Source organism: Paraburkholderia sp. LEh10 (genome assembly GCF_017814945.1).
Taxonomy (GTDB): Bacteria; Pseudomonadota; Gammaproteobacteria; order Burkholderiales; family Burkholderiaceae; genus Paraburkholderia.
This window is the reverse complement of the sequence record NZ_JAGIPX010000010.1, coordinates 132566-158761: the sequence shown is the minus strand read 5'-3', so window position 1 is coordinate 158761 and position 26196 is coordinate 132566. Positions and strand designations below refer to the sequence as shown.

Here is a 26196-nt window from a genome sequence, read left to right as displayed (position 1 = left end):
GGCCCCATGACTTCGGATGCAAACGCGACTACAAGCGCGACTACAAACGCGACACCGGGCCAGATCGGCCGCTATCAGCTCGAGCGCGTGCTCGGCCGCGGCGCGATGGGCACGGTCTATCTCGCGACGGATCCGCATATCCAGCGGCAGGTGGCGCTCAAGACGATTCACGCCACGTTACTGAACGACGGACAAGGCACGGCAGGGCCATCCGGCGCGGAGCTGACCGCACGCTTTCTTAACGAAGCGCGCGCCGCTGGACGGCTCGTGCATCCGCACATCGTCGGCGTGTTCGATTATGGGGAAGCAGAAGACGTCGCGTTTATCGCGCTCGAATACGTGCGTGGCGAAAATCTCGCGCAACGGCTCGCGCAGCATCGTCGCGACGGTAGCACGATACCGTTAATGGATGCGCTCGCGTGGTTCGCGCAATTGCTCGACGCGCTCGCGTACGCGCACGAACTTGGCGTGATCCATCGCGACATCAAGCCCGCGAATCTGTTGATTGCGCCGCGCGGCGAATGCAAGGTGACCGACTTCGGCATCGCGCAACTCGATACGGGACGTCTCACGCAGGCGGGCATGATGATCGGCACGCCCAGCTACATGTCGCCGGAGCAGTATGCGGGCGGCCAGATCGATGCACGCAGCGATCTGTTTTCTGCTGGCGTCGTGTTGTACGAGATGTTGAGCGGACGATGCCCGTTCAGCGGCGCGTCCGCGGCCGTGATGCATCAGGTGATGAACGACATGCCGCCGCCTCCATCGACGCATGTCGTTGGCCTGCCTGCCGAGCTCGATGCGATGGTGCTGAAGGCGCTCGCCAAACGGCCAGACGATCGATACGCGTGCGCGCGAAGCTGGCAGAGCGCGCTGTTCAAGCTGCAACACACATTGACGATGCGGCTCGATCCCGACCATACCGTCGTGCGCGCGCAGCCGTCCCGTCAGGCGCTTGCGCCGCCCGTTGCCGGTGTCGCATCCGGCTGGCCGCCGGCGTTTCTGGCCCAGCTGGAGCAACGGCTCGCAAGCCATGTCGGACCGATTGCATCGCTGCTGGTGCGGCGTGCCGCCTCGCAGGCGACCGACTCGCGCACACTGGCGGCCCAGCTTGCACGCCACTTTCCCGACGACTCGTCCCGGCGCGAGTTTGATACATTGCTCAAGCAGCACGCGATCGCTTCGACGGGTGGCTCGATGCACCGCACGTTGCCTGTCGAGCCGGCGTCCGTCGCGGACGTGCCGCTCGGCCCCGAGCAGATCGAAACGGCAGCGCGACGGCTCGCCTCGTATGTCGGTCCCATCGCGCGCATCATCGCCGAGCGCGCCGCGCGTGGCGCCGACGAGGCGACCTTCCGTGCGCGACTGGCTGACGCGCTGCCCGCGTCGGTGGATCGAACGGCATTCTTGCGGGCTCTCGACGAGCCGACGCGCTGAATCGAGCGGCTCGCGCCCGGCGATCGATCGTCGGCCCGCCGCGATCAATCGATCCATACGCAACCTGGCTGCGGTACGATGCACGCCTCTGTGAAACGGCGCTGGTTCGAATATCATCCATTCCTTGCAGGACAGTGTTTAGAGAAAAATGCGCATGGGTGATGCGCGCCAATGCGGATTCGCAGGAGGCGGGATTGCGGCAAACCTACATGTACGTCAACCGCGTCGGCGAAGACAGCTTTCCCGAACGCGAGATGATTCTCCTCGACCAGGCCGGCTACACCGTCGCGCTCAACCGCATCGTCGTCGATACTCTGCCGCCCTATGTCCCCGCTGCCGACCGCCCGGGATTGCGCAGGCTGTTGCGACGCGTCGCGGCCGACGATATCGTGGTCGTGCTCGAGCTCGCCGCGCTCGGATGCAGCGCTCGCGACGTGCTGGCGACGCTGATGCAATGCCGTAAAGCGCGCATACAGGTCCGCTGCCTCGAAGTCGGCAATGCGAATCTCGCCGGCCAGCCCGACGGGCCTGCCGCGAAGATGCTTCGGGCATTGGTGCGGATGGAAGTCTCGATCCGGAGCCTGCGCAGCAAGGACGGGCTCGCCGCCACGCTCACCAACGGACGGCGGACGGGCCGCCCGCCTTCGCTGTCGGACCAGGACCGCCTGCGGGTCATGCAGGCGCTGCGTAAAGGGCTGACGGTCAGCGAGGTCGCGCGCAGATTCGGGACCTCGCGGCAGACTGTTCTGCGGATACGGGCCGCCGAATCCTGACGGTAAGGGGACGACGGCACACGTTTAGACGCCGTGCACGACGTCGGCGCACACCGCACGGTGCCGGAGATAGGCACGCCGCTCACCCTCGTCTATACGGCAACGTTCCCGCTGCCGCCTGTGCGTTTCGCCATTTCTGAACCGCTGGCTTGCTGCCAGTGCGTAGCCGTTCACAATGGTTCCATTTCGGACATGTAAGCCGTATACAACAAGCTCTCAGGTTAAGGTAGCTTGCGTTTCCGAAGAGCGGCCAGGCTTGGTGCGCTGCTTCGCGCAACAGCAAGTGCTAGAGACACCCCCAGCGCCCCTCGTACTGGGGAATGTTGGCACGGTCGGCGGCGAGTCCGTCTGGTCGTGCATTTTTTTGACTGCCGCTGTATGCGTCGAGGCGCAGCGGCGGCGCGTTCACGGTTGACATGCTCCGCCTGAGGCGGCAACGATTTCATCAGCGCGGGCGCTTCATTTCGCGCGCGGCGGTTGGAGCGTGTCGTCAGGCCGCCGTAATTCGCCAGCCCGGATCGCGGCCACGGCATTGACGACCGCGCGTGCGACGTTATCCGTTTCGGCCTGAACGTCGAGATCGTTGTCGAGCGCATCGTGACTTGTCGCATAAGGCGCGTAATAGTTGATGAAGCGGTCGAGCCGCGCCTGCGCGCCTGCTTCGATAAAGCCCGTCCAGTCGAGCCAGTCCGCCAGCGCCGCGCGCGAACTCTCGATGCCGGCGACGTCGCCGTGCACGACGAGCCCATATGCACGATCCTTTAGATGCTTTGGAAAGGACCAGCCTTCCAGCTCGATTTCCTTTGCGCGTCGCGCATCCTTGCCGTGCGTCGACGTTGGATCGGGGTTGCCGCCGTCCGCGCAGACCAGCCGGTCGATCATCAGCTTCAGCGGACCGGGTGTCTGGTACCAATACACAGGCGTCACGATCACCACGCCGTGGCACGCGACGAAGCGCTCATAAATCTCGTTCATCCCGTCATTGACCTGGCCGAGCGAATGATTGGGATAGCAACTGCACGGCCAATGGCACAGCGGCATCGCCGTCGATACACATCCCTTGCACGGATGGATGTGATAGTCGTGGTCGGATGACAGCAGCGACAGGTCGAGAAAATCCGCATCGAAATGCGCGGCCGTGACGACGGCTTCAATGCGCTTCGCAAGCCGAAAGCTTTTCGACATTTCGCCCGGACACGTATAGTCGTTGCGCGACGACGCGTTGATGACGAGAATGCGCGAGCGCGTCGAAGCGTTCTGTTGGCGTTCCTGCGCGGCCTTGATGCGATTCGATGCGCGGCGCCACTCGACCGACAATTCATAGTCAGGGTCCGCGAAGCCGGCCCCCGCCTTTTCCGTAACGGGCGATTTGCGGCCCTGCTCGTATGCTTCCCACGCGATCGCTTCGAGTCGCGCAATCGCGGGGTCTTCGGCGCGAAAAGCGGGATCGTAAAAGCGCGCGCTGAAACGCTCGTGAAATGCTTCACGCGACATCTTTTCCGTGACCTGCCCTTTCCGCACTTCCGGCGGGCCCACGCCACGCGTTGACTTCGGACTTGCCACGAAAATCTCTCCTCGAACGGCGTGCGCGCGACAGCGCGGCACATTTCCGTTTGCAAGCGCCATTCCCAACGCGCGAGCAATGCTGCACATCAGCACAGAGCTGAGCGTTGCCCGCCACGCGGTAAGCCATATTTCAGGGTAAAAGCGCCGACACGTCGAGGTCTGCCATTTCCTTCCGTTCATCGCGCCGCGTATCGCGATTAGCGGCAGCAATGCTTGCGCCACGCATTCTGGGGGAAACTACGGTGCCCCCGTTCGGCGTACGGGAACAAACCGTGCTGATCTGGATGAGCCACTTTTCAGCGAGCGCGGCAATGCGTGCGCGACACACGACGAGCGCTTTCCGGTATCACGACGACGGTCAGCCAAACACATTCACAGCACGGAGGTCGTCTGACGGCAGACCGCCAACGGACGCGCTCGCATGACGATCGGTTGCCCTGAGTGCGGCGCGCTCCAGGATATCCCGCCGCTCACGTCTCGCATGCTCGCACGATGCCGTGTGTGCCACTATCCGCTGGAGCGGCGCAGCGGCCGCAGCCTCGACGCAGCGCTAGCGTGCTCGCTGGCGACCTTCGCGCTGCTGTTCCCCACCAACCTGGCGCCTCTGATGACGGTGCACATGTTAGGCGCCGAACGCTCGTCGGTGCTCTCATCGGGCATCGTGGCCATGTGGCGCGAAGGCTGGATCATCCTCGCGCTGTTGCTCGGCACCTTCGGCATCGTTTTGCCGCTCGTGCGTTTTGCCATGCTTTCGCTCGTGCTTGGCGCGATCAGGATGGGCTGGCGGTTCAAGGGCATCGGCGCGCTGTTCCGCTGGACGCTCTGGCTCGACATCTGGGCAATGCCCGACGTATACCTCGTTGGCTGCTTCGTCGGATATGCACGCGTGACACAAGACCTGACGGGCAGCATCGGACCGGGCGGCTACTGTTTCATTGCGGCGGCGCTGTTGTCGATGCTAACGCGCGCATCGCTCGATCGCCGCACTGTCTGGCGGGCGATCGAACCTGAGCGAACGCTGTCGACAGGCGCCCCCACGCTTTCCTGCACTGTCTGCGATCTCGTCGAACCCGTCTGCCGTGATGGACAGCCGTGTCCCCGCTGCGGGCTCAAGCTGCGCACGCGCAGGCCAGACTCCGCCGTGCGGGCAGCCGCTTTGTCGCTCGCGGCGCTTGTGCTGACGCTGCCCGCCAACTTCTATCCGATGACCATTTCGACGGAACTCGGCCATGACGTACCGCAACGAATCGTCGATGGCGTGTACCAGCTCTTCCACGCCGGCCTCTGGCCGCTCGGCATTCTCATCATCGGCACGAGCGTCGTCATTCCGGTGGGGAAAATCGCGGGCATGGCCTGGTTCATCGCCTCTGTACGGCGCCGCTCGCGCAGACATCTGCGGATCAAGGCGCATTTGTATCGTTGGATCGACGAGCTGGGCCGATGGTCGAATGTCGACGTCTTTACGATCGCCGCCTTCGTGCCGCTGATCCGCTTCGACGGTGTAGCGTCGGCCAGGCCCGCTATCGGCGCGACGGCATTTGCGCTCGTCGTCTTTCTGACGATGGCGGCCTCGCGTGCCTTCGACCCGCGAACGATGTGGGACGTCCACATCCGGAAACGCCAATGAACAGCACACATCCGAAACGCACGCAGGCCGACGTGCGGCGCAGCGCATGGCCGGGCTGGATCTGGTCGGTGCCCCTCGCTGCGTTCGGCGTGGCAGGATGGCTCGGCATCCGGGCGCTGGCTCATGGTGGCGAGACGGTCACGGTGACGTTCGACAACGCCTACGGGATGAAGCCCAACGACACGATCGTCACGCTGCGCGGTGTCAAGGTGGGGGACGTCTCGGACGTCGCACTCGCGCCCGACGGACGACACGTGAGGGCAGAGCTCAAGATCGATCGCGCCGAAAAGCAATATTTGCGCAGCGGCACGAAGTTCTTTCTGCGTGGCGCACAAGCGGATTTGAGCGATCCTTCTTCGATGAAAGCACTGCTCTCCGGACCTGAAATCGTCATGGAGCCGGGGCCCGGCAAGCCGGAAAACCGCTTCGACGGAGGCGAGCGCCGACCTGCGCTCACGCCCCAGCACGGCCCGATCGTCATCTACGCGTTGCACTTCAGCGGCGCTGCGGGGGAACTGAAGGACGGCGCCGATGTAGAGCTGCGCGGCTTTCATGTTGGCACCGTCACCAGCGTTCACCTCAGTTACGACGCACGCACGGGCGCGCTGAGCACCCCCGTGCAGATCGCGCTTGACCCGTCGCAACTCGGCATTGTCGGTGTACCGCCGCCCGCGAACGGCGATTGGCGCCCCCTCGTCAATAGCATGATCGAGCGCCTCATCGCCGCTGGCCTGCGCGCGCGGCTTTCGCAAGATCCGCCGCTCGTCGGGCCTCGCAAGGTCACGCTCGATTTCGTCGCGGACGCATCGAGCGCGACGCTTGCCTCTGAAAACGGCGTACCGGTGATTCCGAGCGTAGCGGCTGCGGACTTCGATGCCATCGCGTCCAGGGCAAGCGATGTCATCGGGAAAGTCAGCGCGCTTCCTATCAAGGAGACGGGAGAACAAGTGCGTAGCCTTGCAGCGCGCATTAACGCGCTGAGCGCTTCGCCGCAGATCCGCGACAGCCTCAAACATATCGACCAGGCCGTGACGCAGATCGACCGCACGCTGCAGCAAGTGTCGCCGCAAATCGGTCCGCTCGTCGCGCAACTGCGCGAGACTGCGAATGCTGCCGAGCACGCGGTCGCTGCGGCGGACCGCACGCTCGGGGGTGATGCGGCGAGCCAGAACGACCTGCCTGCGGCGTTGCGCGAGCTAACCGATACGGCGCGCTCGGTGCGCTCGCTCGCCGACTATCTCGATCGTCATCCCGAGGCGCTGGTACGCGGCAGACGCGAGGAGCATCCATGACGCGCCGTTGCACACACTCAGCCAGACTTGCTGCGGCGTTTGCCGCTGCAGCCGTTCGATCGGCAGCGCTTGTCGTATCGCTCGCCGGGACCGCGCTTACGGGATGCGGGAATAGCATGCCCGTGCGCTATGTCACGTTGAACGCGTTGCCCGCCAACGCGCCACGCGCGACGGCTCCGATACAGCCCGTGCAATTGACGGCAGTGCATATGCCGGCCGTGCTGGATCGGCCTGAAGTCGTCACGCTGGCCTCGCAGAACCGCCTGACGATCCATGAAAACGACCGATGGGGCGCCCCCCTCGCCCAATTGGCGCGGCGCACCCTTGCTCAGGACCTGTTGACGCGACTGCCTCCGGGCTCGTTCGTTTTTCCAGACGCCCCGGCGCCACCCGACACCCGAACGCTCGTCGTCACGGTGCTCGATTCCGAATCCGATGCAGGCGGGACATTGACGCTGCAGGCGGCATGGACGCTGCTGTCGGGACACCCCGCCAGCGTCATGCTGACGCGCGAGGCGACGCTCAAGTCGCAAGCCACAGGGCACGATGCGGAGGCGCAAGCGGCTGCAATGAGCCGCGTGCTAGGGGAGTTGGCAGACGGCATTGCCGCGTCGATCGTCGTACACTGACATGCGCAACCCATAGCCACGTCGAGCTTGCCTGCCGGCGCTGCCGCGTCCGCGCGCTCGCGGTTGGGTCTGCCGTTGCCGCAGCAGCAGGCGGGCCATGCATGCGCACGAGAAGCGAGTCGCTTTACGGTCAGTACGGGGGCCAACCCGATATGCGCTGCGCGCGGTACGTATCTCATCATTGCACGATGGAGGTAAGCATGCTTACACAGCGCACGAAGGATATCGTCAAGGCGACGGCCCCCGTACTGGCCGAGCACGGATACCCGATCATCCAGCGCTTCTACAAGCGGCTGTTCGACGCGCACCCCGAACTCAGGAACACGTTTAACCTCGCGCATCAGGAACAAGGGCAACAACAGCAGGCGCTCGCACGCGCCGTCTACGCATACGCGGAAAATATCGACGACCCAGGCAGCCTCTCAGCGGTCCTGCAAAACATCGCGAACAAGCACGCAAGCCTCGATGTGCGCCCCGAACAGTATCCAATCGTGGGCGAACATCTGCTCGGCGCCATCAAGGACGTCCTCGGCGACGCGGCCACCGACGAGATCATTTCCGCGTGGGCGCAGGCTTACGGCAATCTCGCCGATGTCCTGATGGGCATGGAAAGCCAACTGCGCGAGCAAAGGGCAGCGCAGGTTGGCGGCTGGAACGGCTGGCGTGCGTTCGTCGTCAAGGAAAAACATCCGGAAAGCAGCGTGATCACGTCGTTCGTGCTGGAACCCGCCGACGGCAAGCCCGTCGTCAACTTCGAACCCGGACAGTACATCAGCGTCGCCGTGCGCGTGCCGGTGCTGGACTTGCAGCAGATTCGCCAGTACAGCCTCTCGGATATGGCGAATGGCAAGACCTATCGCATCACCGTCAAACGCGAATCGGCTGACGGACAACGTCCGGCGGGCTATGTGTCATCCCTGCTTCACGATGAAATCGAGGTCGGCAGCGAAGTGCTGGTCGCCGCCCCTTACGGCAACTTCTATATCGACGTCGATGCGAAGACACCTATCGTCCTGATCAGCGGCGGGGTCGGCCTCACGCCGATGATCAGCATGCTCAAGCGGGCAATCCAGGACCCCGCGCGTCAGGTCGTGTTCGTGCATGGGGCCCGTAACAGCGCCGTGCATGCAATGCGCGACCGGCTGAAACAGACGGCTGCGACGCACTCCAATTTTCGGGCAATCATCTTTTACGACTCGCCTTTGTCGAACGATGTTCAGGGGAGCGACTACGACCACCCCGGCTTCGTCGATCTCGATCTGATTAGCCGCGAAGTGCTGTTGCCTGACGCGGACTATTACATTTGCGGTCCGATACCGTTCATGCGCATGCAGCACGACAAACTGAAGAGTATGGACATACACGAGTCCCACATCCATTACGAGGTATTCGGACCAGATCTGTTCGAGGAATAAGCCTTCTTGCGGCGCCGCGCTGCAATGATCGTACGGAAGCGCGACTGCGTCGCGACATGAGCCGGGAATGCTTCCCTTCAGCTTCGCGACCCACCGCCCGTAACGATGGGCGGTTGGAAATCCGGATCAGTCGGCTCGCCATGCTCTGCGAGGCCCGTTCGCCTGTTGCGGCCCGTCGGAGTTGGATGCTCCGGACGCGCGTCCTTGTCAGGGAGCGGCGCTTCCGGCCCTCCCGGTTCGTCCATTGTGTTGTCCGGTTCCCCGGTCGCATTTCCCATTGACGCCTCCCTCGCGACGATACCCACGCCGACGACATCGAGCGTGCAACGTTCATACCCGCGGGACGCAATATGACCTGCAGTAGGCTCGTGCCTGACCTCGCGGCCCGGTCCGAAACCCCAGCCTTACGGACGCACGGCGTGCCGTGGACGGAAGAGGCATCACCCCACGAGCTAACCCCAGACGCTTTCTGTAGTGTGCCCGACAGACCTGGAAGAGCCTGAAGCGTGAGTCGAAACATTTGCGCTTCGAAGATTGCAGCGATACCATAAAACGGTATATACGGTTTATCGCCGCAATGAACAAGCCTGAGACAACCGTCAGGTAACCGCAGCCTCCGCCTGCAGGGGGGAATATCATGCCCGACAAACATCTCTCGAGCCAATTTGACGCCGCGCTCAACGCACTCTCGACCAATCTGCTCGAAATGGGCGGCCTTGTCGAAAGACAGATTGATCACTGTCTTACGCTGCTAAACGATTACGATCCCTCGCTCGTTCTGGAGATTCGGTCGGGCGAGCGACAGCTCAACGCGCTCGAAATTGAAATAGACGAAGAAATACATCGCGTCATTGCCCGCCGGCAGCCTGCCGCCCGCGATCTGCGGCTGCTGATGGCAATGTCGAAATGCGTCACGAACCTCGAGCGCATGGGCGATGAAGCACGAAAGATTTCCAAACGGATGCGCCGCATTTACGACACGGGAACTACACCCGCCATCGAAACCATCGAATTGAGACAATGCGGTGAAATGGCATCGTCTATCCTTCGTCGGGCGCTCGATGCATTCGCGCGTATGGATGCCGTAGCGGCCGCACATATTGTCCGGGACGACAAGGCTATTGACGACGTTTTCCGCGCGTACGTCCGCAGTCTGGTTTCGCAGATGACGCAGACTCCCGCGATCGTCTCTGTCGCGCTCGAGTATCTGTTCATCGCCAAGGCGCTCGAACGGATCGGAGACCACGCGAAAAATATCGCGGAATTTGTCGTATTTGTCGTCAAAGGACGGGATGTCCGTCACATCCCGCTGGTCGAACTGGAACGGGAGGCATTGTTGAACTGACGCAGCCTGGCAACTGCAGTCAGCAAGCACTTTTGATGAGATGACTATCCTTGTCGATGGTCATCGGGCCGGGCATGCCCTCCCCTAAGCGGCTCTATTCCTCGACCCCAAGCAGACATTCAATGTGATCTTCGATGCGTGCCCGCGCCTCAGCCGCGGCCAATGCCGTTGTTTGTGAAACGAGCGGAAAGACCAGCCCATTACCCTTGAATTTTCCGGCACAGTGCACCCACGCCTCGTAGGCGAACACGCCCGAATCGCGGCGAACGAGGTTGACGGTTACATCGTACGTACGCTTCATTCCGGCCGCCCGGGTGTAGGGGAATTTGTAGATCTCTGAATGAATCATGATGCAGCCCCGCGTTTTGACCGACGAGAAAATCGACCGCTTTCAAGCAATCACAGTGACATTGGCCTGAACCTTCGAGTCGCCTGCTGGCAGGAATAGCCGCTTTTCTTTCGTCGGTTACGCCATTTGGGATGAACGGCGTGAGCGTCCCGCGCCTCTCTGGCGTTCAATAATGCTTTGACTGAACCTGATATGAGAGGGGAGCTCTTGGCAGCGGCTCATCGTCCACAAATGCAGTGCCGCACCGCACGGCGAATGCGAATGCCGATTGCCGGTTCGCGAAATGCCCCAGATCGCCGAGCGAGGTCGCTTCACCGTCTTCCTCAAGTATCGACACGCGTGCGATAAACGTATTGCCGTTTCGTGCTACAGACGGTTGAATTGCCACCCCGTGATGATAGAAAAGCATGACGCCTCCGTTAGGTCCGGCCATGACCACCGTTATTAAACGGATTTTTCCTGCGAATGCAAGCACATTCACAACAACGAACACGATAGAAGTGTAGGAAATCTTACGGATGCGACCAAGTCGTAACATGCCCGATGACAGCCGCTTTGACCTATGATAGGAACCGGCACGCAAGCCAGGTTGCGAAACTGAAACTGACTCGCAATCTCGCGTCGGGCGCCGGGCATTTCTACGCGTTTTGCAAGCATTCGGCAATTTATTCAGAGAGCAGTTTTATAACGGTATCGTATCGCGATGCCTGCTGGTGTCTAAACCAATCGGGAACTTGCGAGTGAGGCAACACATGACTCACGGACGAACCAGGACTGACCATGCTGGCGTTCACCCGGAGATTGACTACCAGCTTGAGCTCGCCCGTGGCGCATCGATAATTGCGAGCATGCTTAGCATCGAGAATGTGACAACGGCCATTGCCGAGACGATCACCGGGTTCATAAGCGTGCATGGGGCGAGGGACCTCAACGTCTTTATACAACTGCTCACCGAGCGACTGGTGCGACGGAACAGGCCCGATGCGGCCGCCATACTGGCGGCCTGGAAGACAGCGCCATCCGCACCCGGCGCTTCGAACCCGCGAGCACGACACCATTGCAATTCGTCACGCTGATTTGAAGCGACCGCGCGAAGCCACGAAGTCGGATTCGAGCGTCCGTTACCCCACCTTTTCCGCACGGCTCACGCCCGGCGACAAACAGCCTCTCCGATAAAGGCCTGGTCGAATCAGTCGGCGTATGGCCCGCTGAACGCTTCATGCAGCCTTGCAAATGACTTCACGTTCATAAGCGCGCTTACCGTGCCGGCGTCCTACGCGTGCCCCCCGCAAGCATGAACGGACACCCGGCAAGCGAGGCTCGCCGCTTGCTGACGATGAGGCCAGACGCATGGGTCATGGAGAAAACGTATGAACCTCAAACAGGTAGTCATTGGCGCGATCTTACTAACAGGCGCGCTCGTCATTTCGCCCCTCGCCGCTGCGCAAACGGAGGCCGCTTCGACGACTGCTGCGAATCCGTTAGCGCAAGCCGACAAGGACTTTGTGCAGTCGGCCTCGATGTCATCGTCGACTGAGATCGACGCTGCCAAGCTCGCCACGGCGAATTCAGAAGACAAGGATGTGAAATCATTCGCGCATCACATGATGCTCGACCATACCAAGCTGACGGCGCAACTAAAAATGGCCGCGCCGCATGGCGTCACCGTTCCCAAGGACAACTCCGACACGGCCCTGCTCGGCTCGTTGAAGGGGCTGAAGGGCAAGGCATTCGACGAGGCATACATAACGAAGGTCGGCGTGGAAGGTCACAAGCAAGCGGTCGCCGCCTTCGAAAAGGAGGTTGCGCAGGGGCAGGACGCGAAGCTGAAGAAGGCAGCCGAGAGCGCGTTGCCGACCATCCAGAAGCACTACCAGATGGCGCAGGACCTCGCCGCGAAGAAGGGCGTGACGCAATAACATGTTCGTTACCCAACGTAGCCAGCATGCCGCAAGCGCAAGTACTCCGCTTGCGGGTCGCGGCGCGGCAACGCGGTTCGCGCTGCTTCCAACGGAAACGCCGAACGGAAGGCCGCACGCTTCCATGTTGCGGAACGCGGGATCGCGAATCACCGTCGTCATATTGACGCATAACCGCGCAGAACGCCTGCGAGAAACGTTGGAGCGTCTGCGCGCGTTGCCGGAGCGGCCGCAAATCATCGTCGCCGACAACGCGTCCACGGACGGGACGGTATGCATGGCCGATCTCTCCTACCCCGATGTGCGCATCGTGCAGTGCGGGAGCAACATGGGCGCGGCAGGCCGCAACTGTGCCGTCGCGCACATCAACACCGAATATGTCGCCTTCTGTGACGACGACACCTGGTGGGAGCCGGGTTCGCTCGCGCAGGCCGTCCGCGTGCTGGACGCGACTCCACGCGTCGGCGTGCTCAATGCGCGAATCCTGGTCGGCGCCCCCGGCGAGACGGACCCGACCTGTCTCGTGATGCGGCACAGCCCGCTCGATTCGCGCGGGCTGCCCGGCCCTTCACTTGTCGGCTACATGGCGGGCGCGTCGGTATTCAGGACTTCGCTATTCCGCGAGACGGGCGGCTACGACGCGCGCCTCTTCATCGGCGGCGAAGAAGAACTGCTTGCGCTCGACGTGCTCGCGCGCGGTCATGCGATCAGCTACTGCGATGCACTGACGGTCGTGCATCATCCATCGCCCGCGCGTGACAGCGCATTGCGCAGGCGCGTGCTGGCGCGTAACGCCGCATGGATTGCATGGCTGCGTCTTCCCGTTGGCGAAGCCCTTATCCGGACGCTGCATGCGTTCGTCGCATTCAGGCGCGAACGCACATTGCTGCGCGACGGCTGGCAGATGTTGCGCGGACTGGAATGGGCTGTCAGAGAACGCCGGCGCGTACCCCGGCATGTGCTGTCGATGCTGCGTGAAGTCAGGCGTCACGCGCGTCGCCAGGATTTCGTATCAAGCTCGCCCGGCACATCTACGCTGCCCAGCCGCACGAAGGAAACTACCGCGAGACGGCTGGCCGATAACGGCGACATCGCCGCGTCATCGGCCTTCTTTCCCCGCCACCTCAAGAATCGCGTCTATCAATGCAGGCGCCGGGACGGGCTTTGACAGGTGCATGCTGAATCCGGCCCGACGCGCGCGATCCTGATCGTCCGGGTGCGTGTACCCCGTCAATGCAATGGCGGGCATGCGCTTTTGCGTTGGCAAAGCGTGTCGCGCCTCGAAATCCCTGATGCGTTCGAGGACCTGATATCCGTCCTCTGCGCCAAGCACGATGTCGCACAACACGATCTGCGGCCATTCGTGCGCGCTAGCCTTTGCAAGCTCGGCGAGCGCTTCGTCGCCAGAAGCCGCCAGTTGCACGTGCGCGCCGCTCGCGCTCAGTACGGCTTCGAGCGCGTCGCGCGCATCTTCCTGATCGTCGATTGCGAGCACCCGCAAACCATTGAGGGGTGCCTGCGCGTCATCGTGAATCGGTTGCACGCCGGACGGTGCTTCGGTTTGCGCTCTCGCAGCATCATCGTCGAGTACGGGGCGCAGCGGCAAAACCATCACATATGCAATGCGGCTGCCGACCGGCATCACGGTCAAGCTGCCGCCCGATGCCGTCAGCTTCGCTTCGATCATCCGCGCGGCCTCTTGCGATAGTTCGACAGACTTGTCGTGCGTGCCGACGACACTGATCCATGCATGGTTGCCCTGATGCTCGACGCGCAGTTCGATCAGCCCGCCGATGCGCGTCTGATCGATTTCGCTTTGGCATAGCACGCCCAACGCCTGCTGCAACTCGACGGGGTCGCCCGTGATCCGCAGATCTTCCGGCGGCACGATCGTCCGCCACGTGATCCGCCGTTGCGCGATCGCGCTTTGCAGCGGACTCAGCGCATCCGCGATCAGCGAACCGATGCGAACGGGTTCCGCCGATACCTTGCGCTGCCAATGCTCCAGTTCGCCCTGCTGCCACTGAAGCGCCCACATCCTGGCATAGACGGCATTACGCGCGAGCAGCTCGTCGTGCGTGCCCTGCTCGACGATGCGCCCGTGCTCCATCACGAGAATCCAGTCCGCGTCGACGACGGTCGAAAGACGATGCGCGATCGAAATCGACGTGCGTCCTCGCGCCAGCCGGTTCAGCTCGGTCTGGATCGCGCGTTCAGAACGGGTGTCGAGCGCAGACGTTGCCTCGTCGAAGACGATGATGCGCGGATTCTTGAGAATCGCGCGTGCAATCGCGATCCGCTGCCGCTCGCCGCCCGACAGGCGCACGCCGCGTTCGCCGACGCGCGTATCGTAGTGATCGGGTAGACGCTCGACGAACTCGTCGAGTTGCGCCGCCCTCGCCGCCCGCACAACGTCCGCGCGTGTCGCGCCCTGCCGTCCGTAGGCGATGTTGTAGGCGATCGTGTCGTTGAACAGCACGGTATCCTGCGGCACGATGCCGATCGCTTCGCGCAGGCTCTTTTGCGTGACCGCGCGCAGGTCCTGGCCGTCGATCAGCACGCGACCCGACGTCGGCTGATAGATGCGAAACAGCAGCCGCACGAGCGTCGACTTGCCCGAGCCGCTGCCGCCCACCACGGCGAGCCGGTGCCCCGGATGCACGCGGAACGTTACGTCGCGCAGCACCAGGCGCGCCGGATCGTAGGCAAAGTTCACATGCTCGAACTCGATCGCGCCGTCCGTCACGGCGAGTGCCTGGGCATCCGGCACGTCGATGTCTTCGCCCGGTACGCCGCGCGCGACGAGAATCGCGAACATGCGCTCGACATTGACCTTTGCATCGTTGGTCTCGCGGAACACGAAGCCGAGCGTGTTCAACGGCATGCAGACCTGGATGATGTACGCGTTGATCAGCACCAGATCGCCGACGCTCATCGCACCCGTTATCACGTGCTGCACTGCGAGCAGCACTACGGCGGCGATACCTGTCGCGATCACGCCGCTTTGACCGACATGCAGCGCGGTGAGCGCGCGCTGGTTTGCAATGCGCGCATCGATCCAGTGCGCGAGCACCTCCGAGAGACGCCAGGTTTCCGTGTCCTCCGTCGCGAAGAACTTGACGGTGTCATAGTTCAACAGACTGTCGACGAGCCGCCCGTCCGACTGCGCTTCGATCGCATTCACGCGCCGCTGCACGACGAGGCGCCGCCGCGTAAAGATGTACGTACAGATTGCGTAGCAGGCAAACGTTGCCGCGATGATGATCGTGAACGTCCCCGAATAGTTGCGCATCACGATCGCGACGATCGTGCCGATCTCGATGAAGGTCGGCACGATCGAAAACAGCGCAGTGCCGAGCAGAAATCCGATCCCTTCGGTGCCCTTCTGGACGTCGCGCACGATTGCGCCTGTCTCGCGCCGCGCGTGAAAGCGCGCGCCAAGCCGGTGCAGATGCCCGAAAGTCCGTTGCGCGAATTCGGCAACGGTGCGCTGTGTGACGGCGCTGAAAACGACGTCGCGCGCCTCGTTCAGTGCATCCGCAAAAAAGCGCAGCAGCGCATAGGCCAGTACCAGAAACACAGGGAATACGGCGGGCGATTCGGGATGGCTCAATTCGTCGACGATGTGTTTGAGCGTCAGCGGAATCGCGACCGCGGAGAGCTTCGCGAGGATCATCAGCGCGAAAGACGCTGCCGTGACAGCGCGGTACCTGAGAACGGCAGCGAGCAGGTCGCGGAAGATCAGCCCTTTAAGTTGCGCTCGAACAGTCGTTGCATCGGTCGTCGTCATCTTCGTTCCCGGTTGCCGGCGCGTCCATGTGCGCGACGTGGGGCGAGCCAGATTCGCTCCCGGCAGTGACAGGCCCGTTGTTCATATCGCGGCCGTGCGAGCATGCGACGCGCCTGCGTGGGCGACGCTCATCGCCCCGGCGCTTTTTACATGCCGCTTGTAATTAAGGGCGCGCCACAGCGCTGCCAGGCGCGCGCGATCCTGGAAAAAATTTTCTGTGTGATGTGCAACGATTCGACCATGACAAGCCGCGTTCATCGTTCGGCACAGCGGATGCTGAAAGAGTTTCGCGCTCTGCCCCATCGGACGACACGACTAACGCAGCGCGATTCCCGTCAACTGGCATCAGTCCACCTGCAAAGGGACCACAATGAAGATAGCCATGGTTAGCGAACACGCGTCTCCCCTTGCCCTTGCAGGCGGCGTCGACAGCGGCGGACAGAACATCTATGTCGCGAATGTCGCCCGGTATTTGCAACGAAGCGGTCACGACGTCGATGTCTTCACACGGCGCGACCGCGCGCTGCTGCCGGCCATCTCGAACATGGAGGGCGTGCGCGTTATTCACGTTCCGGCGGGGCCGCCGCTGCAACTGCCCAAAGAGCAGTTGCTGCCCTACATGGGCGAGTTCGCGGATTTCCTGATCGGCTTTTGTCGCCGCCAGCGCACACCGTATCACGTGATGCACGCGAACTTTTTCATGTCCGGCCTCGCGGGCCTGAAGGTGAGGCGCGCGCTCGGCATCCCTCTCGTCACGACGTTTCATGCGCTCGGACGCGTGCGCCGGATTCATCAGGGAAGCGACGATGGCTTTCCCGACGAACGCTTCGCAATCGAAGACGAGCTGGTCAGGCATTCGGACGCGATCATCGCCGAATGCCCGCAAGACGAAGCCGATCTGATCGATCTCTATCATGCGGGCCCTGACCGTATCGAGATCATTCCTTGCGGCTTCGATGCCGACGAGCTTCATCCCATGAGCCGCGATGAGGCGCGCAAAGCGCTCGGTTGGCCGCGCAAGCAGTTCATCGTGCTGCAGCTGGGGCGCATCGTGCAGCGCAAAGGAATCGACAACGTCATTCGCGGCGTGGGCGTGCTCAAGACACAACACGGCATCGACGCGCAGTTGTTTATCGTTGGCGGCAACTCCGATACGCCAAACGAAATCGCGACGCCCGAGATTGCCCGCCTGCGGGGCATCGCGCGTCAGGCGGGCGTCGAGCAGACCACCACCTTCGTCGGACGGCGGGGGCGCGAGCAGTTGCGCCGGTTCTATAGCGCCGCGAACGTGTTCGTCACGACGCCCTGGTACGAGCCGTTCGGCATCACACCCGTTGAAGCGATGGCATGCGGCACGCCCGTTATCGGCGCCGACGTCGGCGGAATCCGCTATTCGGTGAAAGAAGGCGAAACGGGCTGGCTCGTGCCGCCGCGTGATCCCGCCGCGCTTGCCGTGCGACTCGCGACGTTGCAGCGCGATCCTGCGCTCGCGCGCCGCATGGGTGAGGCGGGACTCGCTCGCGCACGGGCGGAGTTCACCTGGCGTGGCGTAGCGAAATCGCTGGAGGCCGTCTATGGACGCATTGCCGACGTGAACACGGTCTGCCCCAGCAGCGACCGGGCCGAATCTCTGCGTTCGGCGGCAGGAGGCGCCGCGCGCTAGTCGAAACCATTGAACTCATTCAGCCGGGGTTGCCATGCTCACGCCTGCTGCCGCACAACGAAGGGCGGCCGTCTTTATCGACAAGGACGGCACGCTGCTCGAAGACGAGCCCTATAACGTCGATCCTGAGCGCATGCGGCTCGCGCCCGGCGCCTGCGAAGCGCTGTCCGAGTTCGCATGCTGCTCGTTCAAACTGATCGTCATCAGCAATCAGAGCGGCGTCGCGCTTGGACGCTTCGAGATCGGCGCGCTCGACGCCGTGGAAGCGAAACTGCGCGAGATGTTCGCGTCATGCGGCGCAACGCTCGATGCCGTGTACTGGTGCCCGCATCACCCGGCCGGCCAGGTCGCCGGCTATTCGCATGCGTGCGACTGCCGCAAACCCGCGCCCGGCATGCTGTTGCGTGCGGCCCGCGAGCATCGCATCGATCTGCGCGCGTCGTGGTTCGTCGGCGACATTCTGGACGACGTCGAAGCGGGCAACGTCGCTGGTTGCAAGACCATCCTGCTCGACAACGGCCACGAAACAGTATGGCAGCGCACGCAGATGCGCATGCCGACCGCCTGCGCGCCCGACCTGCATCGCGCGGCGCTGATGATCCTGCGCTATGAGGAGCGTTGCCATGCGAAGGGTAGCGCGCCCACTGCCTCCCAGCGGGCGGCATGATGAAGAGCCTCGCGCTGATTCCGCAGCCCGTTTCCGCGCATGCACGCGGGGCGGCATCGACGCCGCTTGCATCGTGGGGTAAAGACATCAAGCGCATTCTCTGCGTGCGCACCGACAATCTCGGCGACGTGCTGATGACGACGCCCGCCCTTCACGCGTTGCGCAACCCGGACCGGCACCTGACGCTGCTGACTTCGTCCGCGGGCGCGGCCGTTGCGCCCTTTCTCGCCGACATCGATGACGTGATCCGCTACGACGCGCCATGGGTCCGCGCCCGCCCGCCTCGTTCGCATGCCGCCGACCTGGCGATACGCGCGCTGATCGAAGAGCGTCAGTTCGACGCCGCCGTGATCTTTACGGTGTATAGCCAGAACCCGATGTCAGCCGCGACGCTGTGCTATCTCGCGGGCATTCATCGACGACTCGCGCGTTGCCGCGAGAATCCGTATGCGCTGCTCAATGACTGGGTGCGCGAGACGGAACCGGAGCACGGCACACAGCACGAGGTTCAACGGCAATTGACGCTCGTCGGCGCGATCGGCGCAAGCACGAGCGACACGCGCATGCGCATGCAGTTGCGAGACATCGACCGCGCGACGCTTGCGGCGACCCTCGCACGAAGAAGCATCGACCCGGCGCTGCCCTACGTCGTGATGCATCCCGGCGCCAGCGCCGAATCGCGCCGCTATCCGGCAGAGCGCTTTGGAGAAGCGGCCGCGAGACTCGTCCACGCGACGGGCATGAACGTGCTGGTCACGGGCGGCGCGAGCGAAGCCCCGCTCGCACGCGCGCTGATCGAAATGGCGGGTCCGTCCGTGCGGCCTTTCATTTACGACTTGTCGAATGCCTTCGAACTCGGCGCGTTTGCGGCGCTGATCGAACGTGCGACGGTGCTCATCTCGAACAACAGCGGACCGGTGCATATCGCTTCAGCGCTCGGTGCCCCCGTCGTCGATCTGTACGCGCTCACCAACCCGCAGCATGGGCCATGGCAAACGCCGCACCGTGTCCTCTTCAACGACGTCGAATGCCGCTGGTGCTATCGAAGCGTCTGCCCTCAGGAACATCACGCTTGCCTGCGAGGAATACCGGCCGCCGAAGTCGCCAATGCGGCGCTCGATCTGATCGAGGCAACGAGCCGGCCAGCGCGTCGTGCGCAACCCGACACTCGACGAAATGCAACTTATACGGAATGACGCTCATGTACACATTGGGAATCAATGCCGTCTATCACGACAGCGCCGCCGTTCTGGTGCGTGACGGCGTCGTGCTGGCCGCGGCGGAAGACGAGCGCTTCACGCACGTCAAGCACGCGAAGCGGCCTGTGCCGTTCTCGACCTGGCAATTGCCCTTCGATGCGATCGATTACTGTCTCGGCTCGGCCGGCATCACATTGAAGGACATCGATCATGTCGCGTACTCTTATGACCCGTCGTTGTTCGCCGGCATGCCGAATGAGCCGCGCGCGACCATTGAGCTTCCGTTCGATCCCATGCAGCACAAGTCGGCGAACCCGTCCGAATCACCGTGGGACCCGCTTTTTCTGACCTATATCGCGCATGCAAGGGCACAACTGCTGGACGGCGCGCCACATCATCTGTCGAAGCGATTCGAGGTTGTTGATCGCAACGACGCCTTCCGTTGGCACTTCGTCGATCACCATCTTGCGCATGAAGCCAGCGCGTTTCTCGCCAGTCCCTTCGACGACACAGCCGTGCTCACGATGGACGGCCGCGGCGAAGGTGTGACGACGAGCATGGGCCAGTTTGTCGGCGGTGCGTATAGGCGGCTGCGTCAGGTGGAACTGCCGCACTCGCTCGGTCTGCTCTACGAAGCCGTGACCGCGTGGCTCGGCTTTCTTCACTCGTCAGATGAGTACAAGGTGATGGCGCTCGCGTCGTACGGCAAGCCCGTCTATGCCGACCAGTTCCGCGAGATCGTCAAGGTCCGGCAGGACGGCACGTATACCGTCGATGCGCCGCGTCTCGTCGAACGCTTCGGCGCGCCACGCGAGCGCGGCGGCCCGCTCGAGCAGCGCCACTACGACATCGCGCATTCACTGCAATGCGTGGTTGAAGAAACCGTGCTGCATCTCGTGCGGTGGTTGCACCGGCAAACGGGTTTGACGCGGCTTTGTATGGCGGGCGGCGTCGCGCTCAACTGCGTGATGAATTCGAAAATTCGCGACCTCGGCCCATTCGACGACGTATGGGTCCAGCCCGCCGCAGGCGACGCAGGCACGGCGCTCGGCGCGGCCTTGTGGACCGACTATCGCGAACGCGGCGACGGTACACGCCATTGGACGATGGATCACGCCTATCTCGGCCCCGACTATGGCGACGATGAAATAGAGCGTTTCCTGCAATGGTCGAAGATTCCGTATCGACGCGCATCCGACGTCGTCAACGAAGCAGCCGACATGCTGGCCGCCGACAAGGTAATCGGCTGGTATCAGGGACGCACGGAGTTCGGACCGCGCGCGCTCGGTGCGCGCTCGATTCTCGCGTCGCCGATCGATCCCGGCATGCAGTCGAGGCTCAACGAGATCAAGGACCGCGAGGACTTCCGGCCCGTCGCCCCCGTCGTGCTGGAAGAACACGCGGCTGACTGGTTCGTCGGCGGCCATCGCGCGCCGTTCATGCTGTTCGTGTTCGACGTCCGCGAAGAACAGGCCGCGCGCATTCCGGCCGTGCGCCATGTCGACGGGACCGCGCGCGTGCAGACCGTGAACCGGCAGCAGCACGCGCTGTACTACGATCTGCTCGTCGCCTTCCGGCAGCGTACGGGTGTGCCCGTGCTGGTCAACACGTCGTTCAATACGCGCGGCGAGCCGATGGTCAATTCGCCGCGCGACGCCGTCGAATCGTTCTGGACGTCGCCGCTCGACGCACTCGTGATCGGCCCGTTCATCATCGAGAAAGCGCGTGCCGCCCTCTCAGGCGCGTGCGCTGCGGAGTGCGCACAATGAACGCGCGAACCTTCGACGCAAACGAAGCGCGCACTGTCGGCGTGAGCGCCACGACGGAGCAATGCATGCTATTCGACATCTCCGTCGTCGTGCCCACCTACAGGCGGCCGGTGTTGCTCGAAACCTGTCTGAATGCGCTGGCCGCGCAGGACTTCGACGCGACGCGCTACGAGATCATCGTGTGCGATGACGGCCCCGACGACGCCACGCGAGCCGCAGTCGACCGCTTCGCGCAACGCGCATCTGAACGCGGTCTCGTGGTGCGCTATGTTCCCGTCATTGCCACGCAGGGTCCCGCCGGCGCGCGCAATGCGGGCTGGCGCGCAGCCCGTTCGCCGCTTGTCGCTTTCACGGACGACGATACGATCCCCGATCCGCACTGGCTCACGGCAGGCGCCGCCGCGCTCGCCAAGGGCGCGGACGCGGCAGCGGGCACGATCACGGTGCCCTTGCCAGATGCGCCGACCGACTACGAACTCGACGCAAGCGGCCTCTCGCGCGCCGAGTTCGCGACCGCGAGCGCCTTCGTGCGCCGCTCGCGGCTTGCCGCGATGGGCGGCTTCGACGAACGGTTCACATCCGCGTGGCGTGAGGACTCGGACCTGCAATTTGCGATGCTCAAGGCGGGCGGACGGATCGTGCGCGCGGACGATGCGATCGTTGTCCATCCCGTGCGCCCTGCTCGTTGGGGCGCGAGCTTATCGCAACAGAGGAAGAGCCAGTTCGAGGCGCTGCTGTATCGCAAGCATCCTGTGATGTATCGGCAGCGGATCAACCCGGGCACGCCGCTGCGCTATTACGCGATCGTGGCGAGCGTCGTCATTGGATGCGTTGCGGCATGCGCGGGACAACCAGTGATCGCGGCGGCCGCGCTTCTGCTATGGCTGCTTTTGACAGCGGCATTCTGCATGATGCGGTTGCGCCATACGCGCCGCGATCCGACGCATGTTGCCGAAATGGCATGGACGTCGGTGCTGATTCCATTTCTGTCGATCTATTGGCGCCTGCGCGGCGCGATTCGCTACAAGGTGTTCTTCCTGTGACTTCATTCATCGAACGACTCGGCCCGCAGCGCATCGTGGTCTTCCGCGCGCTGCAACTCGGCGATATGCTGTGCAGCGTCCCTGCATTGCGGGCGCTCAGGCGCGCGGCGCCCCATGCGCATATCGCGTTGATCGGGTTGCCATGGGCGCAGACATTTATCGACCGCTACAGCGATCTGCTCGATGAACTGATCGTGTTTCCTGGCGCGACCGGCTTTCCCGAACAGCGCGAAGACGACAGCGCACTGCCTGCATTCACCCATGCGATGCGCGAACGATGCTTCGATCTCGCGGTTCAACTGCACGGTAGCGGCGCAATTGCGAACGACATCGTGTGCAGCTTCAACGCACGTGCAAATGCGGGCTTCGTTCAGCATGACGAAATCCAGCGCGCCGGCTGTTTCATCGAATGGCCAGACACGTTGCCCGAGCCGCATCGCTATCTCGCGCTGACCCATGCGATGGGCGCACCGTTCGAAGCCGATGCGCTCTCATTCGATCTGACGGCCGCGGACGACGACGATTATGCTGCCCTCGCCGCCGCGAATGGGATCGAAGCGCACCGGCTCGTGCTGGTTCATCCAGGCGCGCAATTGCCGTCGCGGCGCTGGCCCGTGGCGCGCTTCGCTCACGTCGCCGACTCGCTCGCCGCCGACGGCTGGCAAATCGCCGTCACGGGCACGGCCGCCGAGGCGCCACTGACGGCCGCCGTGCTCGGCCTGATGGCCGCGCCCGCGTTGCACCTGGCCGGCTCGACTTCGTTGGGTTCGCTGGCGGCGCTCGTCGAACGTGCAAGGCTCGTGGTCTGCAACGACACGGGAATCTCACATATCGCAGCCGCGATGCGCACGCCGAGCGTCGTCATCGCTTCGGGCAGCGACACGCGGCGATGGGCGCCGCTGAACCGCGAACGACATCGCGTGCTCGCGGACTTTCCGCCTTGCCGTCCCTGTGCGTTCCGGGAGTGCCCGTATGGGCATGAGTGCGCGCTGAACATCACTGTGCGGCAGGTCCTGGACACAGCCCGCGCGATGCTTGCGAGCGACCGCAACGCCCACCCCGCTGCCCCCAACCTGCTGCACGACAGAGGGGGAGCGACAGTCGTCGCCATTCACGAGGAGGCTCGCGATGTCGCATAACTGCCGACGGCTTCGCGTGCTGACCTGGCATGTGCATGGCAACTACCTGTACTACCTGACGCAGGCGCCGCACGAATTCTACCTGGTCACGAAGCCTGGCAATCCGCCAGGCTACGCGGGCGCGAACGGTACGTTGCCGTGGGGCAGCAACCTGCATGAGGTCGATATCGACGAAGTGGCGTCGGAAGAATTCGATGTCGTGCTGTATCAGCACCGGCAGCATTGGGAACACGACCGCGAGCATGTGCTGTCCGCTCATCAGCGCCGCTTGCCGCGCGTGTATGTCGAGCACGACCCGCCGATGGAGAATCCGTATCAGCAACGGCATTGGGTCGATGACCCCAACACGCTGATCGTGCACGTCACGCCCTTCAACCAGCTGATGTGGGATTGCGGCGTCACGCCCACTCGGGTCATCGAGCATGGCGTTGTCGTTCCCGAAGGCGTGCGCTACAGCGGCGAGCGCCAATGCGGGATTGTCGTCGTCAATCATCTCGCGCAACGCGGACGCCGGCTTGGCGCGGACATATTCACGCATCTACGCGCGTGCGTGCCGCTCGATCTCGTCGGCATGGATGCGCAAAGCTGCCGCGGGATCGGCGAAATCTCCAACATGGAACTCGCCGCGTTTATCGCGCGCTACCGCTTTTTTTTCAATCCGATCCGCTGGACGAGCCTGGGGCTCGCGATCGTCGAGGCAATGACGATCGGCATGCCGATCGTCGGTCTGGCTACGACGGAATTATCGACGGTGATCCGCAATGGCCAAAACGGCTTCATTCACACCAGCACAGAGGCGCTCGCCGAGGCGATGCACATGTTGCTGCGCGACCCATCGCTTGCGCGCGAGCTGGGTGCGAACGCGCGGCGCACCGCGCTAGAGCGTTTCCCTATTCACCGTTTCGTGAAGGACTGGCACGACACGCTGACGCAGGTGGCGGCCTGACATTTGCCTGGGAGCACGACCATGAAAGAGGTATCGCGCAAACGCATCGTCGTGACGGGCGGCGCAGGGTTTCTTGGCTCGCATCTGTGCGAGCGGCTCGTCACGCAGGGGCACGACGTACTGTGTGTCGACAACTTTTATACGGGCACGAAGGACAACATCGCGCATCTGCTCGATTGCACGAATTTTGAGCTGATGCGGCACGACGTAACGTTTCCCCTCTATGTCGAAGTCGACGAGATCTACAACCTTGCGTGTCCCGCGTCTCCCATTCACTACCAGCACGACCCCGTCCAGACGACCAAAACAAGCGTGCACGGTGCGATCAATCTGCTGGGGCTCGCGAAACGCGTGAAGGCGAAAATCTTCCAGGCATCGACCAGCGAAGTGTATGGCGATGCGCGCGTGCATCCGCAAACGGAAGACTATTGGGGTCACGTGAATCCCATTGGTCCGCGCTCCTGCTACGACGAAGGCAAGCGATGCGCAGAGACGCTTTTCATGGACTATCGACGTCAACATGGACTGGATATCCGTATTGCGCGTATCTTCAATACGTATGGGCCGCGCATGCATCCCGCCGATGGCCGCGTGGTGTCCAACTTCGTGATGCAGGCATTGAACGGCGAGCCGCTGACCGTCTACGGCGACGGCTCGCAAACCCGCTCGTTCTGCTTTGTCGACGACATGATCGACGCATTCATCCGGCTGATGAACCTGCCCGAGTACCCGGGCGGCCCCGTCAATCTCGGCAATCCGCATGAAGTATCGATGCTCGAAATTGCGCGGCGTATTGTCGACATCACGGGCTCGCCGTCGCCTGTCGCGTTTCGCCCGCTCCCCATCGACGATCCGTGGCATCGTCAACCGGATATCACCCGCGCCACGCAACTGCTTGCCTGGCAGCCCACGACATCGCTCGATGACGGGCTCGCCCAAACCGCCCGCTATTTCTCGGCGCTGCATTCGGCTTCGCATCTGAACGACACCGGAAATGGCAACGCGAGGACGGAGTTGCAGATAGTGCGGCCGCTGCTGTCATAGGGCTTCGCCTGCGTGCGAAGCCGCAAGCATGGCGGCAAACACGGCCGGCGCGCTCGACCACCATCAACGGATGATCGCCATAAAAAAGCGACCGGCACAAGGAATCATGCCGGTCGCGCGGACACCGGAGATGGGGACTCCGGCTATCCGTTGCACACAGCAACGGAATGTCTTGCAGCGACATCGATGAGGAAGTCGCTGCCGTTACGCTTCGTCACGTTATACCGCCGACACTTAACTGCCGGATGCGGCTCATCGTTATCGTCCGAAAGCCGTTCACTCCTCCGAGCGACGCGCGCAGAAAGTGCGACCAAACCGATGCGAAAAATCCCCGACACTAAATGATGAGAGTGCGGCAAGCGTTCGCACAGCTTGTAAGCATCCGCTGGCGACCGCCGAAAGAATAGAGATCCGACTGATTCCGGTAAGCAGATTAACGTCCGCGCACTCGATTGTTAAGACCCCATACGCGTCCGTAACTCACGGTTATCGTACGGAGAAGCATCCTCTGCGGTTGCTTCATATTCGGAGCTGAGGGACGTCGACCGCCCGGTGCGGTGCTGCACGGGCACACCGATTGCCGC

21 protein-coding genes are annotated in these 26196 nt (G+C 62.9%); 17 read left to right on the top strand and 4 right to left on the bottom strand.

The window, feature by feature from the left end:
• Positions 1–6 precede the first annotated feature (6 nt).
• A complete protein-coding gene (locus J8I87_RS11385; protein ID WP_209931544.1) occupies positions 7–1437 on the top strand; it encodes a serine/threonine-protein kinase in 1431 nt (476 codons plus the stop codon).
• A gap of 161 nt (positions 1438–1598) precedes the next feature.
• Positions 1599–2210, top strand: a complete 612-nt coding sequence (locus J8I87_RS11380; protein WP_245253855.1) for a recombinase family protein — start codon at positions 1599–1601, stop codon at positions 2208–2210.
• A gap of 459 nt (positions 2211–2669) precedes the next feature.
• Here J8I87_RS11380 and J8I87_RS11375 read toward each other — a convergent pair whose 3' ends face one another.
• Complete coding sequence (locus tag J8I87_RS11375) at positions 2670–3704, bottom strand: flavodoxin family protein (RefSeq protein ID WP_209931578.1); 1035 nt, start codon at positions 3702–3704, stop codon at positions 2670–2672.
• A 493-nt stretch (positions 3705–4197) separates the two neighbouring features.
• Between J8I87_RS11375 and J8I87_RS11370 the strand changes: the two genes are divergently transcribed.
• The 5 genes from J8I87_RS11370 to phoU all read left to right on the top strand — a co-directional run bounded on the left by J8I87_RS11370 (position 4198) and on the right by phoU (position 10084).
• Positions 4198–5403 carry a paraquat-inducible protein A gene (locus J8I87_RS11370; RefSeq protein WP_209931543.1) on the top strand — a complete coding sequence of 402 codons (1206 nt, stop codon included), beginning with the start codon at positions 4198–4200 and terminating at the stop codon, positions 5401–5403.
• Entirely contained in the window at positions 5400–6695 is a 1296-nt protein-coding gene (locus J8I87_RS11365) for an MlaD family protein (protein ID WP_209931542.1), read from the top strand. Before J8I87_RS11370 ends, J8I87_RS11365 begins: the two co-directional genes overlap by 4 nt.
• Entirely contained in the window at positions 6692–7324 is a 633-nt protein-coding gene (locus tag J8I87_RS11360) for a membrane integrity-associated transporter subunit PqiC (protein ID WP_209931541.1), read from the top strand. Before J8I87_RS11365 ends, J8I87_RS11360 begins: the two co-directional genes overlap by 4 nt.
• Positions 7325–7524: 200 nt before the next feature.
• Positions 7525–8739 (top strand): NO-inducible flavohemoprotein, encoded by a 1215-nt coding sequence (gene hmpA / locus J8I87_RS11355; RefSeq protein ID WP_209931540.1) that lies wholly within the window; start codon positions 7525–7527, stop codon positions 8737–8739.
• Between the two features lie 637 nt (positions 8740–9376).
• On the top strand, positions 9377–10084 hold the full coding sequence (phoU, locus tag J8I87_RS11350; protein ID WP_209931539.1) for a phosphate signaling complex protein PhoU: 708 nt from the start codon (positions 9377–9379) through the stop codon (positions 10082–10084).
• A 94-nt stretch (positions 10085–10178) separates the two neighbouring features.
• On the opposite strand, the gene J8I87_RS11345 is transcribed toward phoU, so the two are convergent.
• Entirely contained in the window at positions 10179–10433 is a 255-nt protein-coding gene (locus tag J8I87_RS11345) for a hypothetical protein (protein ID WP_209931538.1), read from the bottom strand.
• Positions 10434–10599: 166 nt separating this feature from the next.
• Positions 10600–10842 carry a hypothetical protein gene (locus J8I87_RS11340; RefSeq protein WP_209931537.1) on the bottom strand — a complete coding sequence of 81 codons (243 nt, stop codon included), beginning with the start codon at positions 10840–10842 and terminating at the stop codon, positions 10600–10602.
• A gap of 961 nt (positions 10843–11803) precedes the next feature.
• Here J8I87_RS11340 and J8I87_RS11335 point away from each other — a divergent pair.
• Positions 11804–12352 carry a DUF4142 domain-containing protein gene (locus J8I87_RS11335; protein WP_209931536.1) on the top strand — a complete coding sequence of 183 codons (549 nt, stop codon included), beginning with the start codon at positions 11804–11806 and terminating at the stop codon, positions 12350–12352.
• 124 nt (positions 12353–12476) lie between these two features.
• Positions 12477–13520 (top strand): glycosyltransferase family 2 protein, encoded by a 1044-nt coding sequence (locus tag J8I87_RS11330; protein WP_209931535.1) that lies wholly within the window; start codon positions 12477–12479, stop codon positions 13518–13520.
• Here J8I87_RS11330 and J8I87_RS11325 read toward each other — a convergent pair.
• The gene (locus J8I87_RS11325; RefSeq protein ID WP_209931534.1) at positions 13452–16142 is read right to left on the bottom strand and encodes an ATP-binding cassette domain-containing protein; all 2691 of its coding nucleotides are present in this window, start codon (positions 16140–16142) and stop codon (positions 13452–13454) included. The genes J8I87_RS11330 and J8I87_RS11325 overlap by 69 nt on opposite strands.
• A gap of 370 nt (positions 16143–16512) precedes the next feature.
• Between J8I87_RS11325 and J8I87_RS11320 the strand changes: the two genes are divergently transcribed.
• The 8 genes from J8I87_RS11320 to J8I87_RS11285 all read left to right on the top strand — a co-directional run bounded on the left by J8I87_RS11320 (position 16513) and on the right by J8I87_RS11285 (position 25612).
• Positions 16513–17805 (top strand): glycosyltransferase family 4 protein, encoded by a 1293-nt coding sequence (locus J8I87_RS11320; protein WP_209931533.1) that lies wholly within the window; start codon positions 16513–16515, stop codon positions 17803–17805.
• 34 nt (positions 17806–17839) lie between these two features.
• Entirely contained in the window at positions 17840–18472 is a 633-nt protein-coding gene (locus J8I87_RS11315; RefSeq protein ID WP_209931532.1) for an HAD-IIIA family hydrolase, read from the top strand.
• A complete protein-coding gene (locus J8I87_RS11310; RefSeq protein ID WP_209931577.1) occupies positions 18472–19668 on the top strand; it encodes a glycosyltransferase family 9 protein in 1197 nt (398 codons plus the stop codon). The genes J8I87_RS11315 and J8I87_RS11310 overlap by 1 nt, the downstream gene beginning before the upstream one ends.
• A 5-nt stretch (positions 19669–19673) precedes the next feature.
• A complete protein-coding gene (locus J8I87_RS11305; RefSeq protein WP_209931531.1) occupies positions 19674–21440 on the top strand; it encodes a carbamoyltransferase in 1767 nt (588 codons plus the stop codon).
• 65 nt (positions 21441–21505) lie between these two features.
• Positions 21506–22483, top strand: coding sequence for a glycosyltransferase family 2 protein (locus tag J8I87_RS11300; protein ID WP_245253864.1), 978 nt, complete (start codon positions 21506–21508; stop codon positions 22481–22483).
• The gene (locus J8I87_RS11295; protein ID WP_409518745.1) at positions 22480–23622 is read left to right on the top strand and encodes a glycosyltransferase family 9 protein; all 1143 of its coding nucleotides are present in this window, start codon (positions 22480–22482) and stop codon (positions 23620–23622) included. The genes J8I87_RS11300 and J8I87_RS11295 overlap by 4 nt, the downstream gene beginning before the upstream one ends.
• On the top strand, positions 23612–24568 hold the full coding sequence (locus J8I87_RS11290; protein ID WP_209931528.1) for a glycosyltransferase family 4 protein: 957 nt from the start codon (positions 23612–23614) through the stop codon (positions 24566–24568). Before J8I87_RS11295 ends, J8I87_RS11290 begins: the two co-directional genes overlap by 11 nt.
• Before the next feature lie 21 nt (positions 24569–24589).
• On the top strand, positions 24590–25612 hold the full coding sequence (locus J8I87_RS11285; RefSeq protein ID WP_245253854.1) for a UDP-glucuronic acid decarboxylase family protein: 1023 nt from the start codon (positions 24590–24592) through the stop codon (positions 25610–25612).
• The last annotated feature ends 584 nt before the right edge of the window (positions 25613–26196 follow it).